Source organism: Kaistia sp. 32K (assembly GCF_016629525.1).
Classification (GTDB): domain Bacteria; phylum Pseudomonadota; class Alphaproteobacteria; order Rhizobiales; family Kaistiaceae; genus Kaistia.
In genome coordinates this window covers 4444003-4461139 of sequence record NZ_AP024269.1, presented here as the reverse complement: position 1 = coordinate 4461139, position 17137 = coordinate 4444003, and the positions used below count along the sequence as shown (strand labels likewise).

10 protein-coding genes are annotated in these 17137 nt (G+C 67.7%); 2 read left to right on the top strand and 8 right to left on the bottom strand.

Features of this window, described 5'->3' with window-relative positions:
* Positions 1–38: 38 nt before the first annotated feature.
* Positions 39–4802 (bottom strand): autotransporter domain-containing protein, encoded by a 4764-nt coding sequence (locus K32_RS20605; RefSeq protein WP_201401308.1) that lies wholly within the window; start codon positions 4800–4802, stop codon positions 39–41.
* A 216-nt stretch (positions 4803–5018) separates the two neighbouring features.
* Entirely contained in the window at positions 5019–7298 is a 2280-nt protein-coding gene (locus K32_RS20600; RefSeq protein ID WP_201401307.1) for a glycosyltransferase family 2 protein, read from the bottom strand.
* Positions 7299–7998: 700 nt separating this feature from the next.
* Between K32_RS20600 and K32_RS20595 the strand changes: the two genes are divergently transcribed.
* On the top strand, positions 7999–8955 hold the full coding sequence (locus K32_RS20595; protein ID WP_201401306.1) for a tetratricopeptide repeat protein: 957 nt from the start codon (positions 7999–8001) through the stop codon (positions 8953–8955).
* 220 nt (positions 8956–9175) lie between these two features.
* Here the strand turns inward: K32_RS20595 and K32_RS20590 are convergent, their stop codons facing one another.
* The 6 genes from K32_RS20590 to K32_RS20565 form a co-directional block, all read right to left on the bottom strand.
* On the bottom strand, positions 9176–10690 hold the full coding sequence (locus tag K32_RS20590; protein WP_201401305.1) for an FGGY-family carbohydrate kinase: 1515 nt from the start codon (positions 10688–10690) through the stop codon (positions 9176–9178).
* A 4-nt stretch (positions 10691–10694) separates the two neighbouring features.
* Positions 10695–11423 (bottom strand): deoxyribose-phosphate aldolase, encoded by a 729-nt coding sequence (deoC, locus tag K32_RS20585; protein WP_201401304.1) that lies wholly within the window; start codon positions 11421–11423, stop codon positions 10695–10697.
* Positions 11424–11536: 113 nt separating this feature from the next.
* Positions 11537–12424, bottom strand: coding sequence for an SIS domain-containing protein (locus K32_RS20580; RefSeq protein ID WP_201401303.1), 888 nt, complete (start codon positions 12422–12424; stop codon positions 11537–11539).
* A 31-nt stretch (positions 12425–12455) separates the two neighbouring features.
* Positions 12456–13544, bottom strand: a complete 1089-nt coding sequence (locus K32_RS20575) for an ABC transporter permease (RefSeq protein WP_201401302.1) — start codon at positions 13542–13544, stop codon at positions 12456–12458.
* Positions 13541–15124, bottom strand: coding sequence for a sugar ABC transporter ATP-binding protein (locus tag K32_RS20570; protein WP_201401301.1), 1584 nt, complete (start codon positions 15122–15124; stop codon positions 13541–13543). The genes K32_RS20575 and K32_RS20570 overlap by 4 nt, the downstream gene beginning before the upstream one ends.
* A gap of 41 nt (positions 15125–15165) precedes the next feature.
* Positions 15166–16227 (bottom strand): sugar ABC transporter substrate-binding protein, encoded by a 1062-nt coding sequence (locus K32_RS20565; RefSeq protein WP_201401300.1) that lies wholly within the window; start codon positions 16225–16227, stop codon positions 15166–15168.
* 286 nt (positions 16228–16513) lie between these two features.
* Between K32_RS20565 and K32_RS20560 the strand changes: the two genes are divergently transcribed.
* On the top strand, positions 16514–17134 hold the full coding sequence (locus K32_RS20560) for a glucose-6-phosphate isomerase family protein (RefSeq protein WP_201401299.1): 621 nt from the start codon (positions 16514–16516) through the stop codon (positions 17132–17134).
* Positions 17135–17137 lie beyond the last annotated feature (3 nt).

Genomic DNA, 17137 nt, shown 5'->3' with positions numbered 1-17137 from the left:
AACCTTTGTTCCGGGGCTTTCTGTTTGGCGGGGCGTTGTCAGAAGTTGTGGCTGGCCTTCAGGCCGAAGGCGTTCTCGGTCGAGGTCTGGCCGAAATTGCCGTCATAGAAGGCGCGCACCGTGTTGCCGTTCTCGAACAGGAGGTCGACGCCCACCGAGGTGTTCCAGAGCAGCCGGTCGGTGCTGCTGGTGACGGTGAAGTCGCTGGTGTTCGAGGTGTCGGCGACGAAGCGCGCGTTGAGCGCGAAGCTGTCGCTGGAGAACGCCGTGACGCCACCCTTGACGTAGGGACGGATCATCGTGCCGCCGGCGGTGATGACCTGTCCGCCGACTTCCACTTCCGGCGCGACGCTGAACACGGTCTGCGAGCCGCTGTCGACCGAGACGGCCGCGACGCCGCCGGTCTCCGAGAACGCCGCCTGGTAGAGATAGGTGGCGTTGCCCTCGATCTGCGGGCGGATGTAGATCGTGTCGTTGCCGAGATCGTAGGCGGCGCGGAGCCGTGCGTTGAGCGAGCCGGCTTCCGGCTTGCTGTTCAGCGCTTCGTTGAAATCACCGAACCGGACGGAGCGCTCGCTGTCGTACCAGCCATAGCTGCCCGAGACCGCTGCCGCGAGGGTGAGCGGGCCGGGGACGTACTTGACGATCAGGCCGCCTTCGAGCCGCTTGCCGTCGCTGGTCGCGCCGCTGGCGCCGGTGGTCTTCGAGGTGCCCGCCGCGACGGCGAAGCCGACGCGGACGTCGTCCTTGACGGCGTATTGCGCGCCGCCGGCCAGTTCCCAGCTGGTGCGGTCGAAGCCGGCGTTCTCCGCCGTCGTCTCGCGGTCGAAGGTGCGGTAGCCGACGCGGCCCCAGGCGCATTCGCCCTCGGCGTTGAAGGCATAGGCGCCGTCGCGCACCTTGCAGCTCAGCATGCTGGTGGCGAAGCCGAGCGAATCCTGGACCGCCGTCATCTGCTCGTTCAGATAGGCGTCCGGCGAGAGCTGGTTGTAGGCGTTATTGACGTCGTCCATCGTGGTCAGGTTCAGGAGCGCCAGGCCGATCGGATCGAGCGCCGGCAGATGGCCGATCGTGCTGTTGAAGTAGCTGCCGAGCACCTTGCCGTTCGCGTTCAGGCCCTGGGCCAGATAGTCGTAGCCGGCGACCGTCAGGTCGAGGTGATCGCTGTCCGAGTTGATCTGGTACTGCACCAGCGGATTGGAGACCGTCAGCCCGTTGGTGGCGATGTTCTCGGCCGTCAGGACCGTAAAGGTCTGTCCGAACGTGCCGAGCGTCGTCAGGTGCAGGCCGAGCGAGCCGGCGAGGCTGGCATTCTCCGAGACGTCGAGCCGGTCGGCGGTCGAATGGGCGAGGTCGACGTCGATCTTCAGCGTGCCGGCGGCGCCGTTGACGAAGGAGCCGTTCAGCGCCGTCGTGGCGATGGCGTCGCCGCCGATCGTCACCACGCCGTTGTTGGTCAGCGTGTTGCCGGCGCCGAGATGGACGGTGTCGCCCATGTTGAAGATGCCGTCCGGGCCGTTGTCGAAGCGGTTCGTCCAGTCGCTCAGGATGACATTGCCGGTGATCGTGCCGTTGTTGACGATCGTCGTGTCGCTGTCATGCGCCGAGATGGCGAGGCCGTTGATGCCGTCGGCGCTGCGGATATCGCCGCCCTTGTTGTTGGTGAGCCAGTTCAGGTGGCCGCCGTCGAAGTTGACGCCGGCGAAGCCCGCGCCGCCCTGCACCGAGCCGCCGTCGATGGTGACCGTCTGGTCGCCATAGCTGGTCAGGCGGATGCCGTCGCGCGCCGCCTTGATGTCGCCGTCGATGGTGACGTCGATATCCGCGTTGACGGTCTCGGCATGGATGCCGTCGCCCTCGTCGGTGGTGATGGTGCCGCCGCCATGCGTGACCGAGACCGTGCCGTCGTCGCTGGCATTGGCGGCATAGATGCCGTCCGCCTTGGCGGTGATGTTGCCGGCGCTGACGACGGTGATGGCGCCGAGCGCCGACGTCGCGACGATGCCGGTGCCATTGGTGGCGGTGATGTTGCGGGAGGAGACGCTGACGAACCGGGTCCCCTCGTTCTTGGCGATGATGCCGTCGAGATCGGCGAAGATGTCGCCGACGCTGGTGACCTTGATGGCGCCCAGCGAGGACTGGGCGATGATGCCGGTGCCCTTGTTGGCGGTGATGCTCCCGGCGTCGACCGTGACGGCCGTCTCGCCGACATTGGTCGCGACGATGCCGTCGAGATCCGCCAGCAGAACGCCGGTCTGCGTGACTTTCACCTCGCCGGTGGTGGAGGTGGCGACGATGCCGGTGCCCTTGTAGGCGGTCAGGTTGCCGTTCTGCGTGACGCTGACCTTGGTGTCGCCGAGGTTGGTGGCGACGATGCCGTCGAGATCGGCGATGAGCGTGCCGGTGCTGGAGACCACGACCTCGCCGGTGGTGGACGAGGCGACGATGCCGGTGCCCTTGTTGGCGGTCAGGTCGCCTTCCTGCGTGACGCTGACCTTGTTGGAGCCGACATTGGTGGCGACGATGCCGTCGGTTTCCGCGACCAGCTTGCCGGCGCTCTTGACCGAGATTTCGCCATCGGTGGACGAGGCGATGATGCCGCGGCCCTTGTAGGCCGTGATGTCGCCGGTCCGGTCGATGGTGATCTTGCCGTAGCCCTCATTGCCGACCTTGATGCCGTCGAGCTCGGCCGTGATGGCGCCGGTGCCGGTCACGTTGATCGCGCCCGTCGCCGACCAGGCGGTAATGCCGGTCTTCGAATAGGAGGTCAGGTCGCCGTTCTGTTCGATCGAGACGGTGCTGTCGCCGAGGCTCGTCGCCTTGATGCCTTCCAGCTGCGACGTGACGGCGCCGTTGTTGGTGATGGTGATCTCACCGGTCGCGGACGACGCCAGGATGCCGGCGCCGTCATAGGAGGTGACGCCGGCGCTGGTGATCTTCACGTCGTCACCGCTCTCGTTGGTGGCGGTGATGCCGTCCAGCTTGGCGACGACCTTGCCGGTGCCGATGGTCACGGCGCCGTTCGGCGTATAGGCGTCGATGCCCTTGCCGGCGTTCGAGGTGACGGTGCCGGTCTGCGCGACGGTGACGCTACCGCTGCCGGTCTTGGCGTGGATGCCGGTCAGCTTGCTCTCGATCGCGCCGTTCGAGGTGACCGAGACGGCGGCGGTCCCGGACGTCGCCCAGATGCCGGCGCCGTTCGAGGCGGTGATGGCGCCCGTCTGGTTGATCGTGTTGCCGTAGGTCGATTCCGAGCGGATGCCGTCCTGATAGGCGGTGATCTTGCCGCTATTGGTGACCGAGGCGGTGCCGCCGATGGCGCTGACCTTGATGCCGGTGCCGTTGGTGGATTCGATCGCGCCGCTGGTGCGGTTGACCGTGGCGTTGGTGCTGCTGGAAACGGTGATCGCGTCGCCCTTGGACGTGATGGCGCCGGATCCCGTCAGCGTCGCCGAGCTGGCGCCCGACGTCACGACGATGCCCTTGCCCTCATAGGAGGTGACGTCGCCGCCCTGGGTGAACTTGGCGGAGCCGCCGCCCGATTGCGCCGTGACGGCGTCGAGCTTGCTCGTCACCGTGCCGTCGGTGGTGATCTCGACATTGCCGTTGCCGGAGGCGGCATAAATGCCCTTGCCTTCGAAGGATTCGAGCGAACCCGTCTGCCCGACCGTCACGGGGCCGGAGCCGCTTTCCGCGTAGATGCCGGAACCCTTGGCCTGGAGCGTGCCCGCATTGGTGACGATGACCGCGCCGTTCGGCGACTTGGCGACGATGCCGTCGCCCTTGCGGGCGATCAGCGAGCCGCCCTTGTGATCGACGGTGGTCGATCCCTGGCTCGAATTGGCGAAGATGCCGTCGCCGCCGGCGTCGATCGCGCCATTGACCCGGACGTCGACATTGACGAGGGCGTCGGCATAGACGCCGTAGCCTGCATCGGCCGTGATCGCGCCGGTATGCGAAAGGATCATCGGGCTTCCGTAGCCGTGACCTTCCAGATGGATGCCGTCCGACCCGGCGTGGATGTCGCCGGTGCTCGTCGAGGTGACGGTGCCATTGCCGGAGGCATAGATGCCGTGGCCGCTGAGCGCATTGATGTCGCCGCCGTGGTCGATCGTGACGGCGCCGGTCTCGAAGCTCTGCAGCGCGATGCCGTTCGTCGCGGCGTTGATCTCGCCGCGGCTCTTTTCCGTGATGCTGCCATTGGTCGAGGCGGCGATGCCGGCGCCGCCGGTCGAGGTCAGGTCGCCGGTGACGTCGATGGTGACCAGGCCGCCCATCGTGCCATGCAGGTTGATCGCGTCCTTGCCGGCCTCAATGTCGCCGTTGGTCGTCAGCGAGATCGCGCCATCCGTCTCCGCCCAGACGCCGAACCCCTCGTCGGAGGTGATCTTGCCGGTGTGGTTGGCCGTGATGTCGCCGATGTTCCCGTTGCCGTCCTCGAAGCTCTGCAGCTTGATGCCGTCGGCGTCCTCGCCCGTCGCGTGGATCCCGAAGGAGCCGGTATTGCTGTCGATGGTGACGGCGCCGTTCGAGAGGAAGCGGATGCCCGCGACGCCTTCTTCCGGCGTGATGTCGCCGGTCGGGGCCGCCACGGTCAGCTTGGTGATCGGCTGGGTCTCGTCAATGCTGACGCCGCCCGCGAGGTCGCCGGTGCAGTTGCGCGTCGTGCCATCGTCGATGCAGGCGCCCCAGGCGGGAGCGCCCATGGCCAGGATCATCGCGCCGGCGGCGGCGCTGCCGAGGAGGGCGGTGCGCCAGCCCGAAACCGAAGCCTCGCCTGACGCCCAAGACGTGTCCGCCATCCGCCCGATGGCGGTGTCCCTGCGGTTCTGCTGGCGATGGCCGTAGCCCCTTCCGCTCTCAAAATGTCTCACGTCGTCCCCCGGCTCTGCGATGTCGTATGGCTGAATGGCGCCTGCACGCGATCGCGCTCGGCGATCCGTGGGCTCTTCGAAATTCTGTCGTCCCGGCCGGGCGCGTCGCGCCCGGGCCTTGGTGCTGAAAAGGCGTTTGTCCGCTCACGGGCCATCGGCTGGCCTCCGCAGCAGCTTCGTCAGCAGCGTGCGCGCGGCGTCCATTTCGGTGACCGAGGCGCGCGCGACGGGATGCGCCCGAACCGTCTCCGCATGCGCCAAGCCGTGGTTCTGGCTGGCGATCGCGCCGCCGATCAGATCGTCCTTGGAAAGCCTTGGCGCGACATTGAGCGGCGCCAGCAGAATGAGGGCGAAGAGACCCGCCGCGCCGATGGCGCGGGCCGGCTGCCGGCCGATCACGCCGAGGCTCTGCCGGCCCGCCTCGAGCGCGGCCGTGATCGGCTGCGTCGCCGTTGCGAGCCGTTCGCGGACCGCGAGGGTCAGATCGGCGAAACCGTCGCGGAAACCGATGAAGCGGTGCAGCCCGTAGCCATAGAGCGAGACGTTGACGGCGGGAACGATGGCGCCGAGATACTGGCCGGACAGCAGGCCCTCGACCACGTAGCGCAGCATCAAGAGCAGCATGAAGCCGTTGAAGAGGAAGCAGTAGGGCGGGATGAACGTCCGGTCGGCGACCTTCGGCGTGCGCGAGAAGCTGCCCTTCCGGCCGGTGACGATCTGGCGGATCGAGGCGGCGATGCCGGCGAAGCTGACGGGCAGCAGCATCAGATTGAGCGCGCAGACCGCGAAGATATCGCGGAAGCGATAGCCGAGGCGACGGAGGTCGCCGCCATAGAGCAGGAAGTAGGGGACCATCACCAGCGGCGTCCAGACCAGCGCCCGCCCGTCGGATCCCGTCCAGATCATCAGCATGAAGACTGCGAAATTGCCGATGATCGGCGAGAGCAGGTAGTTGGTCCGGAGCATGAGTTCCGGTAGCCGCCTGAAGCGTCCGGGATTGCCGAGATACTGCCGGAGCAGCATCGGGAAGATGATCAGCCCGCCATTGCTCCAGCGCTTGCGCTGGATCGCCAGAGCACCGAAATCGGCCGGCGTGGCGCTGTAGGCCATCGGCGCGAAGTAGTTGTGCACCGACCAGCCGGCCTGCAGCAGGTCGATGGTCGAGCCGGTGTCCTCGATCACCGTGGCATCCTGGATGAACACCTTGTGCGTCTTGCCGCCCTCGACCTGCTGGCGGGCGATCTGCTCCAGCGCGGTGAAGCGGATCAGCGCGTTGGCGCCGACCCAGTAGGAGGCATCGAAGAAGGTGGCGCCCTGGTGCACGAGATACTGGATGTCGGTGGTCGCGCCGGCGATCCGCTCGACCGGCGACGTGCCTTTCGGGAAGGTCAGGTACGGCGTCTGCGCCACGCCGAGGGTCGGGCGACCGTGCAGCAGATGGACGAGCTGCAGCATGTAGTCGTTCAGGATGACGCTGTCGGCGTCGAGCGTCAGGACATAGTCGGCGCCGGCAATCGCGATCGCACCGGCTGCGTCCGGGCGCGCCGGCTCGAGGACGGCGTGGCGCCCGCTCCGGCGGACGACGTGGCTGCCGCCCATCAGGCCGATATAGGCGTTCAGGTTCATCGCCTTGTTCGGCGCGTGCGACAGGTTCTCGAAGGTCTTGCGCTGGAAGCTGCTGATGTCGGTGCAGAACAGATTGGCGAGGACGCGGTATTCGCGCGCGATTTCCGCGACCGGGAGCTCGCTCGCCACGACGCGCTCGGCCGTGCCGCGATAGCGCCGGGCGAGATCGAGCACGATCCGGTCGATGAAGAAGCGGTCGACATGGCCGAAGGCCGGCGAGATCTCCGCCTCGAGGCTCCGGGCCAGGTTTTCCAGGCAATAGGCGGCGTGGTCGTAGCAGCGCTTCAGCCGGCCCGCCTCGGCGGCGGCGTCGATCCGGCCGGCGCGGGCGCGGCGCTGCCATGCGGCCGCCTCGGCGCGGAGCGCCTGCATCGGGCCGTTCAGCATTTCCCAGACGTCGTCGACCGCGGAGAGTGTCAGCTCCAGCGAGCCGGGATCGTTCGGCGGGTCGTCGACGAGCAGCACGATGCGGCGGTTGGAATAGCGCGCCAGCGCCGCCGAGAGCATCGTCATGATGACGACGCGCCGCTCCTCCCGATAGGTCGGGATCAGGATGGCGACGCTCGGCGCGTCATCTTCAAAGAGATGGGCGACGTCGCGCTCGGAAAAGGCGCGGTGCTGCTCCGCGCGCCGCGCCGCGCCATAGCGGCTCAACTGGTAGGAGAGGCAGCAATAGACGAGGCCGAGCAGCAATCCGCAATAAAGCAGGCGGTCCACGAGGCCGACATCGTCCAGGACATAGAGGAACCCGGCCAGCGCGCCGACCGAAACGAGCGAACAGGCCATGGTGAACAGCACGAGATATGGCTCGTGCGTCCCGGGGGGCTCGCTCCTCCTGGGCTTCGTGAAGGCTCGGTGGCGGATTGGCATCGGGCTTGGGTCGGTCCGGCTGAAACGGGCGATCGACGGGAACTCGTCCGTGAGCTCCGGGACGCCATGCGGCTTCCCGAGGACCTAGCGACGAGCGGTACTGCCGGATGCGGATGGAGGCGGGTGGCCGATCATGCCCAGCGGCAGATTGCTGCGGCCGGGGCGGACGACGCCGAAATCAGCGAGCGTGCGGGAGAGGTTGTTTCGTAATGCGATACAGTCGGAAAGGATAAAAGCGGAGGGTTCGGCGCCGACGGTCCTGCCCCGGGCGCGATCCCGCAGCAATTCGACCGATTGTCGTCCAGCCCGCCCGCCTGATCCACTTTCCACGTAGTAGTCCCCCGACCGGCTCGTGGCGCGAACGCTATGTCAGCCAAATCGGTTTCTTATTAAGAAACAGAATATCAAGGACATGACAGTAGAAACGTTGAACCTGCAACTGCCTACACGTCGGCATTTGACGGCGCAATGGGCGCCGCTGACGTGGCCGGAATCTGTGGCTGGAATGTCACGCTTTTCGTTCAATTGTCGGCCTAACGGCACCTTGTTAAGCCGACGTTCAGACGCTACCCATGTCGCGATCCGGCGGGCCTCGCCTCGCGCAACGGCCTTCGCCCGGATTGGCAAGATGCGATCGGTCCCCGGCCGCGGCCTCGGGCGCGATCTCCGCGAGGGGCGGTTCGAAGGCATGGCTTACGACAGCGTTGGATATCGATCGGCCGCGCGGGCGCTGGCCGTCGGCCTCTTCATGGCCGGATCGCTCCTCGGCGCCAAAGCCGGGCCGAACGACGAGGGCGACAAGGCGCTGGCCGCGCAGGACTATGCCCGCGCCATGACGCTCTACCGGCAGGCGGCCGACGGCAACGACGCCTGGGGCCAGGTCAATGTCGGCAAGATGTACGAGAACGGCCAAGGCGTCGCCAAGAGCCCGAAGCAGGCCGCTGTCTGGTACGCCAAGGCCGCCAACCAGGGCAATGACTGGGCGCAGAACAGCCTCGGCTCGCTCTACGAGAACGGCACCGGCGTGCCGAAGGACATCGCCAAGGCGGCGGCGCTCTACAAGAAATCGGCCGCCAAGGGCAATAACTGGGCCCTGTACAATCTGGCGCGCTTCCAGGCCGAGGGCATCGGCATGAAGGCCAACCCGGCGGAATCGCTGAAGAATTTCCGCAAGGCGGCCGAAGCCGGCAATTCCTGGGCGCAGTATACGCTGGGCGACAAATACGCGACCGGCGAGGGCGTTCCGCCGAGCTACCCGACCGCCGTCGGCTGGTACAAGAAGGCGGCCGACCAGGACAATGCCTGGAGCCAGTTCAAGCTCGGCCAGCTCTATGAGAAGGGCACCGGCGTCGTGCAGAACGACGCGACCGCCGCGAAGTACTACAAGGCCTCGGCCGAGCAGGGCAATCATCTCGCCCAGGCGAGCTACGGCCTGGCGCTCGAGACGGGCAAGGGCCTGAAGCGCTGGAACAAGGCCGAGGCGGTTCGCTATTACAAGCTGGCCGTCGCCAATCCGGGTGCCCCGGCCTGGGTGCTGCAGCGCCTCACCGCGCTGGACGGCCCGCAGCCGAAGCCCGCGAACTGAGGCCCGGGTCGCGACAGACCCTCACCCCGACCCTCTCCCGCAAGCGGGAGAGGGGGATCGCCGGTGCGTGTTGCCGGGCATCGCGCGATGCCGTGGTTGCGATCCAGCAGGACGGTTTGACGAACGGCCGGGAAGGGCGCCGGCCCAAAAAGCCCTCTCCCTCTGGGAGAGGGTTGGGTGAGGGCCTTGCTTGAGCGATGGGCCCTGCCAGCCTGATGGCCTACCCGCGCAGGTCCGCCAGCAGCGGCGCGAGCGTCCGTTGCGCCTCGGCGGCGGCGCGGTAGGCCGCGAGCATTTTTCCGACCCGCTCCGCCTCGCCGGCGTCCGGCTCGTGGCGCTGCTCCGCCTTGTGCAGGCCGACCAGCGGCTGCATGTCGGCCCAGTTTCCGAGCGCCACCATGGCGAGCGCCGCGGCGCCGAGCGACGCCGATTGCTGGTCGATCGAGGTCTTGTCGATCGTGCAGTCGAGGATGTCGGCCAGGATCTGGCGCATCAGCGCGCTGCGCGCGCCGCCGCCGACGATGGTCATGACGCGGCTGACGTCGGTTAGCCGGCGCAGTTCATCGAGCGCGACGCGCAGGCCGAGCGCGATGCCTTCGAGCGTCGCGCGCAGCAGGTCGGCCTGGTCGTGGCGGAGATCGAGGCCGACAAAGGCGCCGCGCACCTCCGGCCCGCCCTCCAGGCTGGTGCCGCCGCCGAGCGTCGGCACGAAGAGGAGGCCATTGGCGCCGAAAGGCGCGCTCGCCGCGCGCTCGAACAGCGCCTCATAGCCGCCGGCGTCGCCGGCCATCAGCCTGTCCTTGACGAAGGCGAGGCTGGTTCCCGACGAGAAGATCGAGGTGGCCGAGATGATCTGGTCCGGCACGACATGGGCGAAGGCGAAGGGGCGGACGCGGCTGTCGAGCACCGGCTTGGCCGACGAGACGGTGAGCCAGCTCGACGAGCCCATCGAGCCGTAGAAATCGCCTTCGGAGAAGGTGCGCGCGCCGAGCGCCATGCAGCTGTTGTCGACGCCGCCGGCAACGACCACGACATCGGCCGGCAGGCCGAGTTCGGTCGCGATTTCCGGCAGCACCGTGCCGAGGATCCCGGTCGAGGGCACGATCTCCGGGAAGAGGGCGCGGTCGACGCCGGCGGTATCGAGGATCTCGTCCGAGAAGGCCCGCGCGTGAAGGTCGTAGGCGCCGCTGCCGGAGGCATAGGACGGGTCGGTCGCATGGCGGCCGCAGAGGCGCAAATTGATGAAATCCTTGCTGCCGGCGATCGAGCGGGTCCGGGCGAAGATTTCGGGACGGTTTGTTCGGAGCCAGAGGATCTTGAACAGCGGATAGAGCGGGGCGGGGAAGCCGTTGCCGGTGAGGCCGTACCAGCGCTCATAGTCGAAGTTTCGGAAGAATTCTGCCGCCTCGGCGCCGGCGCGCGCGTCCGACCAGATCGGCACGCGCGTGAGGAGCGGCCGGTCGTTATCGTCGAGCGGGATGCAGCCGAGGCTGTGGCCGGAAATGCTGATCGCCCCGACGGCGGAGCGGTCGACGCCCTCCGCCTCCAGCAGCGCGCGGATGCTGGCGACGACGGCGTCCCACCATTCGTCGAGATCCTGTTCGTGCAGGCCCGGCGCCGGGAAATAGGTGCGATAGTTCTGCACCCGTTCGGCGAGACAGGCGCCGCTCGCGTCATAGAGCGCCGACTTGACGCCGCCGGTGCCGAGATCGAGCGCCAGTACCGTCCGGGCCATCGCCTCAGGCCTTCTCGTGGGGGATCGCGAGCACGCCGCCCGGCAGCGCGTCGACCTGCTTCACCAGCTCGATCGCCGAGGCCGTGTTGATGCCGAAGCGGGTGACGCCGATCGCCGCCATCTCGGCGACGGTGGCGAGATCGCGGATGCCGCCCGAGGCCTTGATGCCGGCGCGGCCGTTGACCACGGCGGAGATCAAGCGGATGCGCGGCAGCGTCGCCGCGGCCGGGGTCCAGCCGGTGCCGGTCTTGACGAAGGCGGCGCCGCTCGAGGCCACGATGTCGGCCGCCGTCTCGATCTCGGCGTCGGTCAGGTGGTGCAGCTCCAGGATGACCTTGAGCGGCACGGGCGCTGCCGCCTCGATCACCGCCGCGATCTCGTCACGGACATAGTTGAGGTCGCCCGATTTCAGGCGGCCGACATTGATCATCATGTCGAGCTCGTCGGCGCCGGCCTCGCGGAGCGCCGCCGCTTCCGCGACCTTGATCGCCGTCATGTGGCCGCCGGCCGGGAAGCCGATCGGCCCGCCGACCAGCGTGCGCCCGCCGGCTGGCACCAGCGAGCGCAGCAGCGGCACGAAATTCGGCAGCGCATGCGCCGCGATGAAGCCGTTCTCGACGGCGAGGGCGGCGAGCGAGCGGACGTCCGTTTCCGTGTGGAAGGCTTGCACCGCGCTGATGTCGATCCTCTGGGCGAGGTCGGCGGCGCTGAGGTTCTGGGGGGTGTTGGACATGAGGCCGCTTTCTATCGGTTTCGTACTGTCGCTACGGGCTGCCGGCTATGGGCTGCGGACATGGCGGGCCGTGGCTCGGGCTCGCCCCAGCCGCATCCCGATGGGCCGCTGCTCTAGATCCGGGCCGTCGAGCGCATGTGGCTCAGCGTCTTCTTCATCCGCTTGAAGCTCTCGACATGCGCCTCGCCGCGCCGCAGCGCCACCGCCGTCGACAGGATGTCGACAACGACGAGAGCGGCGATGCGCGAGATGGTCGGGGTGTAGATGTTGGTGTTCTCGAGCGTCTCGGTCAGAAGGACGATGTCGCAGGCCTCGGCGAGCGGGCCGCCGTCATTGCCGGTGATGCCGATGACCGCCGCGCCGTTCTCGCGGGCGAGCTTCGCCACCTCGACGGTCGAGCGCGTCGTGCCGGTGTTGGAGATCGCGACGGCGACGTCGCCGGGCTTCAGCAGCGAGGCGACCATCACCTGCTGGTGCGAGTCGATCTCGGCGCCGCAGGGCACGCCGAACAGCGGGAACTTCTGCTGCGCGTCCATGGCGACGATGCCGGAGGCGCCGAAGCCGAAGAACTCGATCCGCTGCGCCGCCACCAGCGCATCGACGGCGCGGGCAAGCGCCGTAGATTCCAGGCGGTTGCGGGCCCAGTCGAGGCTCGTCATCGTGTAGTCGAAGATCTTCTGCGCCACCTGGTCGGGACTGTCGGCGTCCGAAATGACCGAGTGGGTCGCCGGCACGCCGAGCGCCAGGCTCTGGGCGAGGCGGAGCTTGAAGTCCTGGAAGCCGTCGCAGCCGATCGCGCTGCAGAAGCGGATCACCGTCGGCTGGCTGACGCCGGCGAGCTGCGCCGTTTCCGCCACGGTCGCGGAGAGGATGCGACGCGGATCGGCGAGGATGGCGTCGCAGACCTTGCGGTCGGACTTCCTGAGCTCGTCGCGCATGGCGCGCGCGACCTCGAGGATGTTGCCGGTTCCTCCGACAAAGGCGGAGACGTGAGTTTGCATCGTTGTTGGGTCCTTGCGCCGATGCGCGATACTACCGCGTGCGCAACCGGAATCTGTGCAGGAACGATTGCATGACGTTCGCATGCCGGAAAGAGCCCTGCCGGAACTGGTCGAAGATGGCGGCGAGAACGATCACCATGCCGACGCTCATCTGCTGCAGGAAGGGCGAAAGCTCGAGCAGGATGAAGGCGTTGCGCAGCGCGCCGAGCAGATAGGCGCCGAGCATCGCGCCGAGGATCGAGCCGCGGCCGCCGGAGAGGCTGGCGCCGCCGATCACCACGGCGGCGATGACGTCGAGCTCGAGGCCGGTGCCGGCCTGCGCCTCGGCGACGCTGACCTGCGCCGTGTAGACGATGCCGGCGATGGCGGCGAGCGCGCCGCTCGCGACGAAGACGGCGATGCGGGTGGCGTTGATCGGGATGCCGGAGAGGCGGGCCGCCTCGTCATTGTCGCCGACGGCGACGATGCGCTGGCCGACGACGCTGCGGGTCAGGATCAGCTGGCAGAGGATGCCGAGGCCGACGAAGATCAGCACCTGGGTCGGGATGTCGAGGAAGCTGCCCTGGCCGATGAACATCACCGACGGGTCGACCATGATCGGCAGGCCGCCGGAGATCACCTGGGTCAGGCCGCGCGCGACCGAGAGCATGCCGAGCGTCGCGATGAAGGAATTGACGCGGAACACGACCACGATCAGGCCGGTGATAAGGCCGGCCGTGGCGCCGACGCCGATCGCCAGCACGATGGCGAGCCACGGATTGAGGCCGGCTGCCATCAGCCAGGCGCCGCAGAGGCCGCTCAAACCCATCACCGAGCCGACCGAGAGGTCGATCTCGCGCGAGATGATGACGAAGCACTGGCCGATCGCCATGATGCCGACCACCGCCACCGCGACGAGCACGTTGCGCAGGTTGTCCGTCGTCAGGAAGCTCGGATTGACGAAGGAGAAGGCGATCGACACGGCGATGATCACGCCGATCAGCCCGGTCTCCTGGCCTCGCAGCAGAGGCAGACGCTTCAGGCTGGCGATACTCATCCTATTTCCCTTGTTCTTGCTGTAGGGGCTGTTCTTGGCGTCAGGGCCGCCGGCGAGCGCGGGGTCGTTCGGGGTCGCGCTCATGTCATGTCCGAGGCGAGGGCGGTGGTCGCGGCGTCCTCGATCTTCTCGCCGAGCGCCGAGGCGACGACGCGGGCGGCCTCGGGGCCGCGGGCGAGGCTGTCGGCGATCTCGCCGCCGCGCACGACGACGATGCGGTCGGCGAGCTGCAGGATCTCGTCCATCTCCGAGGAGACGAACCAGACCGCGAGGCCGCGCTCATGCGCCAGCGTGCGGATCAGGCGGTACATGTCCGCCTTGGTGCGGACGTCGACGCCGCGGGTCGGTTCGTCGAGGATCAGCAGCGACGGGTTGGAGGCCAAGGCGCGTCCGAGCAGCACCTTCTGCTGGTTGCCGCCCGAGAGCGTGCGGATGCCGACCCCGACATTGCCGGCCTTGACGCCGATCTCGTCGGCGCTCTTCTGCGCGAAGGCGCGCCGCTTGCGCTCGCTGAAGAAGCCGAAGCGGCCGAAGCGCTGCAGCACGCTCGACGTCATGTTGAAGCTGATGTCGTGGCCGTAGAAGACGGAGGTGCGCCGCTCCTCGCTGATGAAGGCGATGCCGCCCTTCAGCGCCGCATGCGGCGAGCCGAAGCGGACCGGGTGTCCCTTTAGGCGGATGTCGCCTGAGAAGAGCGGGTCGGCGCCGAGGATGGCGCGGATGATCTCGGTGCGGCCGGAACCGACCAGGCCCGCCATGCCGACGATCTCGCCGGCGTGGATGTCGAAGGAGACGTCGGAGAAGGTGAGGCCGGAGGCGTTGCGCACGGAAAGCACCGGCACGGCGCCGGGGGCGGGCGGCGGCGGCGCGCTTTCGGCGAGGTCGAGCGCCGCCTTCAGCCGTTCGCCGGCCATCAGCTGGATCGCCTTCTGCTTCGGCAGCACGTCGACCGGGCCCTCGCCGACCTTGCGGCCGTCGCGCATCACGATGACCTCGTCGGAGATCTCGTAGACTTCGCCGAGGCGGTGGCTGACGAGGATGACGGCCGTGCCGCGATCGCGCAGCCGACGCACGATGTCGAAGAGGCGGTCCGTTTCCTTGCGGGTGAGGCTCGAATTGGGCTCGTCGAGGAAGAGCACATGCGGATCATCGGCGAGCGCGCGGGCGATCTCGACCAGCTGGCGCTCGGCGGCGGAAAGGCCGACGCAGCGAGCCGAAAGATCCGGCAGCTCCTTGTCGAGGCCGAGGCTGGCGAGCAGCTTTTCGGCTTCCTTGACCAGGCCGGCGCGGTTGTGCAGGGCGCCTGCGCCGCGCGAACCCAGTCGCGCCAAAAAGATGTTCTCGGCCACCGTCATCTGGGTGACCAGCTGCGGTTCCTGATGGACGACCGCGATGCCCATCGCCTTGGCGGCGAGGGCGTTGGGCAAGCGTTGCGGCTTGCCCGAGACGCGGACTTCGCCCGCGTCCGGGTGATGGACGCCGGAGCAGACGCGGATCAGCGTCGACTTGCCGGCGCCGTTCTCGCCGAGCAGGGCGGTGACCCTGCCGGCGCGGAACTGCAGGCTCACATCGGCGAGCGCATGGACCGAGCCGAAACGCTTGTCGACGGAGACGACTTCCAGGGCGATCGGGTTCTCCATGGCAATCGGATCTTCGGCGGGCATTCGTTCGGCTCGGTTCGACATAGTGGTTGGCAGACTTCGCGTCAGAGCTTCGGAACGGCGCCGACCGGCAGCTTTTCCGGATCGAGCTGGTCGACATTGTCCTTGGTCATGAACAGGCTGACGGCCGGCTGCAGGACCTTTTCGGGCTTCTGCTGCGCGACGATGTCGTTGAACAGCGCGATCGCCACGTTGTAGCCCTGGCCGAACTCGTCCTGGCCGGTGACGCCGAACATGCTGCCGTCGTGGATCGCGGCGACGTTCTCCTTGGTGAAGTCGTAGCCGATCACCTTGACGCTGTCCTGCTTGCCGGCCGTCTTCACCGCCTGGGCGGCGCCGAACGGTCCGCCGGCCGTCGCGTAGATGGCGACGAGGTCGGGGGTGGAGGTCAGGAAGTCCTTGGCGGCGGAGAAGGTGCTGCCGGCCGAATCCTTGGCCTCGATGCCGTCATTGACGACGGAGAGCTTCGAGCCCGCGAGGCCTTCGACGAAGCCCTTGCGGCGTTGCTCGGAACCCGGCGCCGTGAACTGGCTGACGATGACGCCGACCTTGCCTTCCTTGTCGCCGACCGCCTTGACCAGCTCGGCGGCGGCGTTCTTGCCGGCCGCGAACTGATCCTGCGCGTAGTTGATGACGCCGCCGGCTTCCTCGACGCAGGGGAAGAGCGTGTTGTAGGCGCCGATCGAGATCTTCTTCTCGGCGATGAGGTTCTTGATCAGGGCGCAATTGCCTTCGCCGGCGATGAAGAAGCCGATGCCGTTATAGCCCTGGGTGGCGGCGGCATTGATCGCCTGGTTGACGGTCGGCACGTCGATATTGGCGCCGCCGACGATCCAGCGCACTTCGCCGCCGCGCGACTTCAGCACGTCGTTGGCCGTCTCGGCGCCCTTCTGCACGGCGATCCAGTACGGATTGTTGGAGAAGCCGATGATGGCGATCTTGGCCTTGGTGCCGGCCTCGTTGGCGACGGGCTCCGGGCGGTCGGCGATCGGCGCGACGCCCTCGGCGACGGCGCTGCCGGCGGCCGTGATCAGCGCGGCGGCGGAAGCGAGCGCCAGCAGCGAGGCGCGCAGGCCGGAGGCCGGCTTGGCGGAAGAGATAGTCATGAGGCTCCTCCCAGAGCTTTGTGAGGCGGCCGGCGTACACTGCCGAACGGCCGCTGGGATACTCGAAAAGCGAGGCCCGACGAGCAAGGCCGGATTGCGGTGGGCGAACAGGCCTGCGCCCGGCAGGGCCCGGCGCGATCCACGCCGGCTATGTACTGATACTACATAATCTGCGCGTGGCAAGCCGAATTTTGAGCAGAATTACCAAAACAAGCGCGAGGATGGCCCTATCCTGTTGCATTGCGATACCGATTGAGTAGTGTTGCTACCGATTGGAGACACCCACATGGCTATTCCTCCCACCTCCCACCGCATCGATCCCGCAAGCGGCGTGCTGTCGGATCCGACCGGCCGCTACGAGAAGCGGCTCGCCGATCTCGGCGGCATCTACGCCGACGCCGATGCCTTCGCGGCGGCCGTCGCCCGCGAGGGCGACCGCGTCGTCTATACCGTCCACGAAGTGCGCCCGGCCGCGGCGCGCGGCGACCTGATATTCGGCACCACCTTCATGGAGCCGGGCCGGATCGGCGACGAGTTCTTCGTCACGCGCGGCCACATCCACGCGATCGGCAACCGCCCCGAGACCTATTACGGCGAAGCGGGCGAGGGCGTGATGCTGCTAGAATCGCCCGAAGGCGAGACCCGGATTCTCGAGATCGCGCCGCGCGTCATGGTCTATGTGCCGCCGCTCTGGATCCACCGCTCGGTCAATACGGGGGCTGCGCCGCTCGTCATGAGCTTTTGTTATCCGAGCGATTCCGGCCAGGATTACGGGCTGATCGCCCGCTCCGGCGGCATGGCGACGCGCATCGTCGCCGACGGCGCCGCCTGGAAGGCCGTGCCCAACGCCTCTTACCGTCCTCGCGCAAAAGCCGAGATCGACGCCATCCTCGCCACGCAGGACTGATCC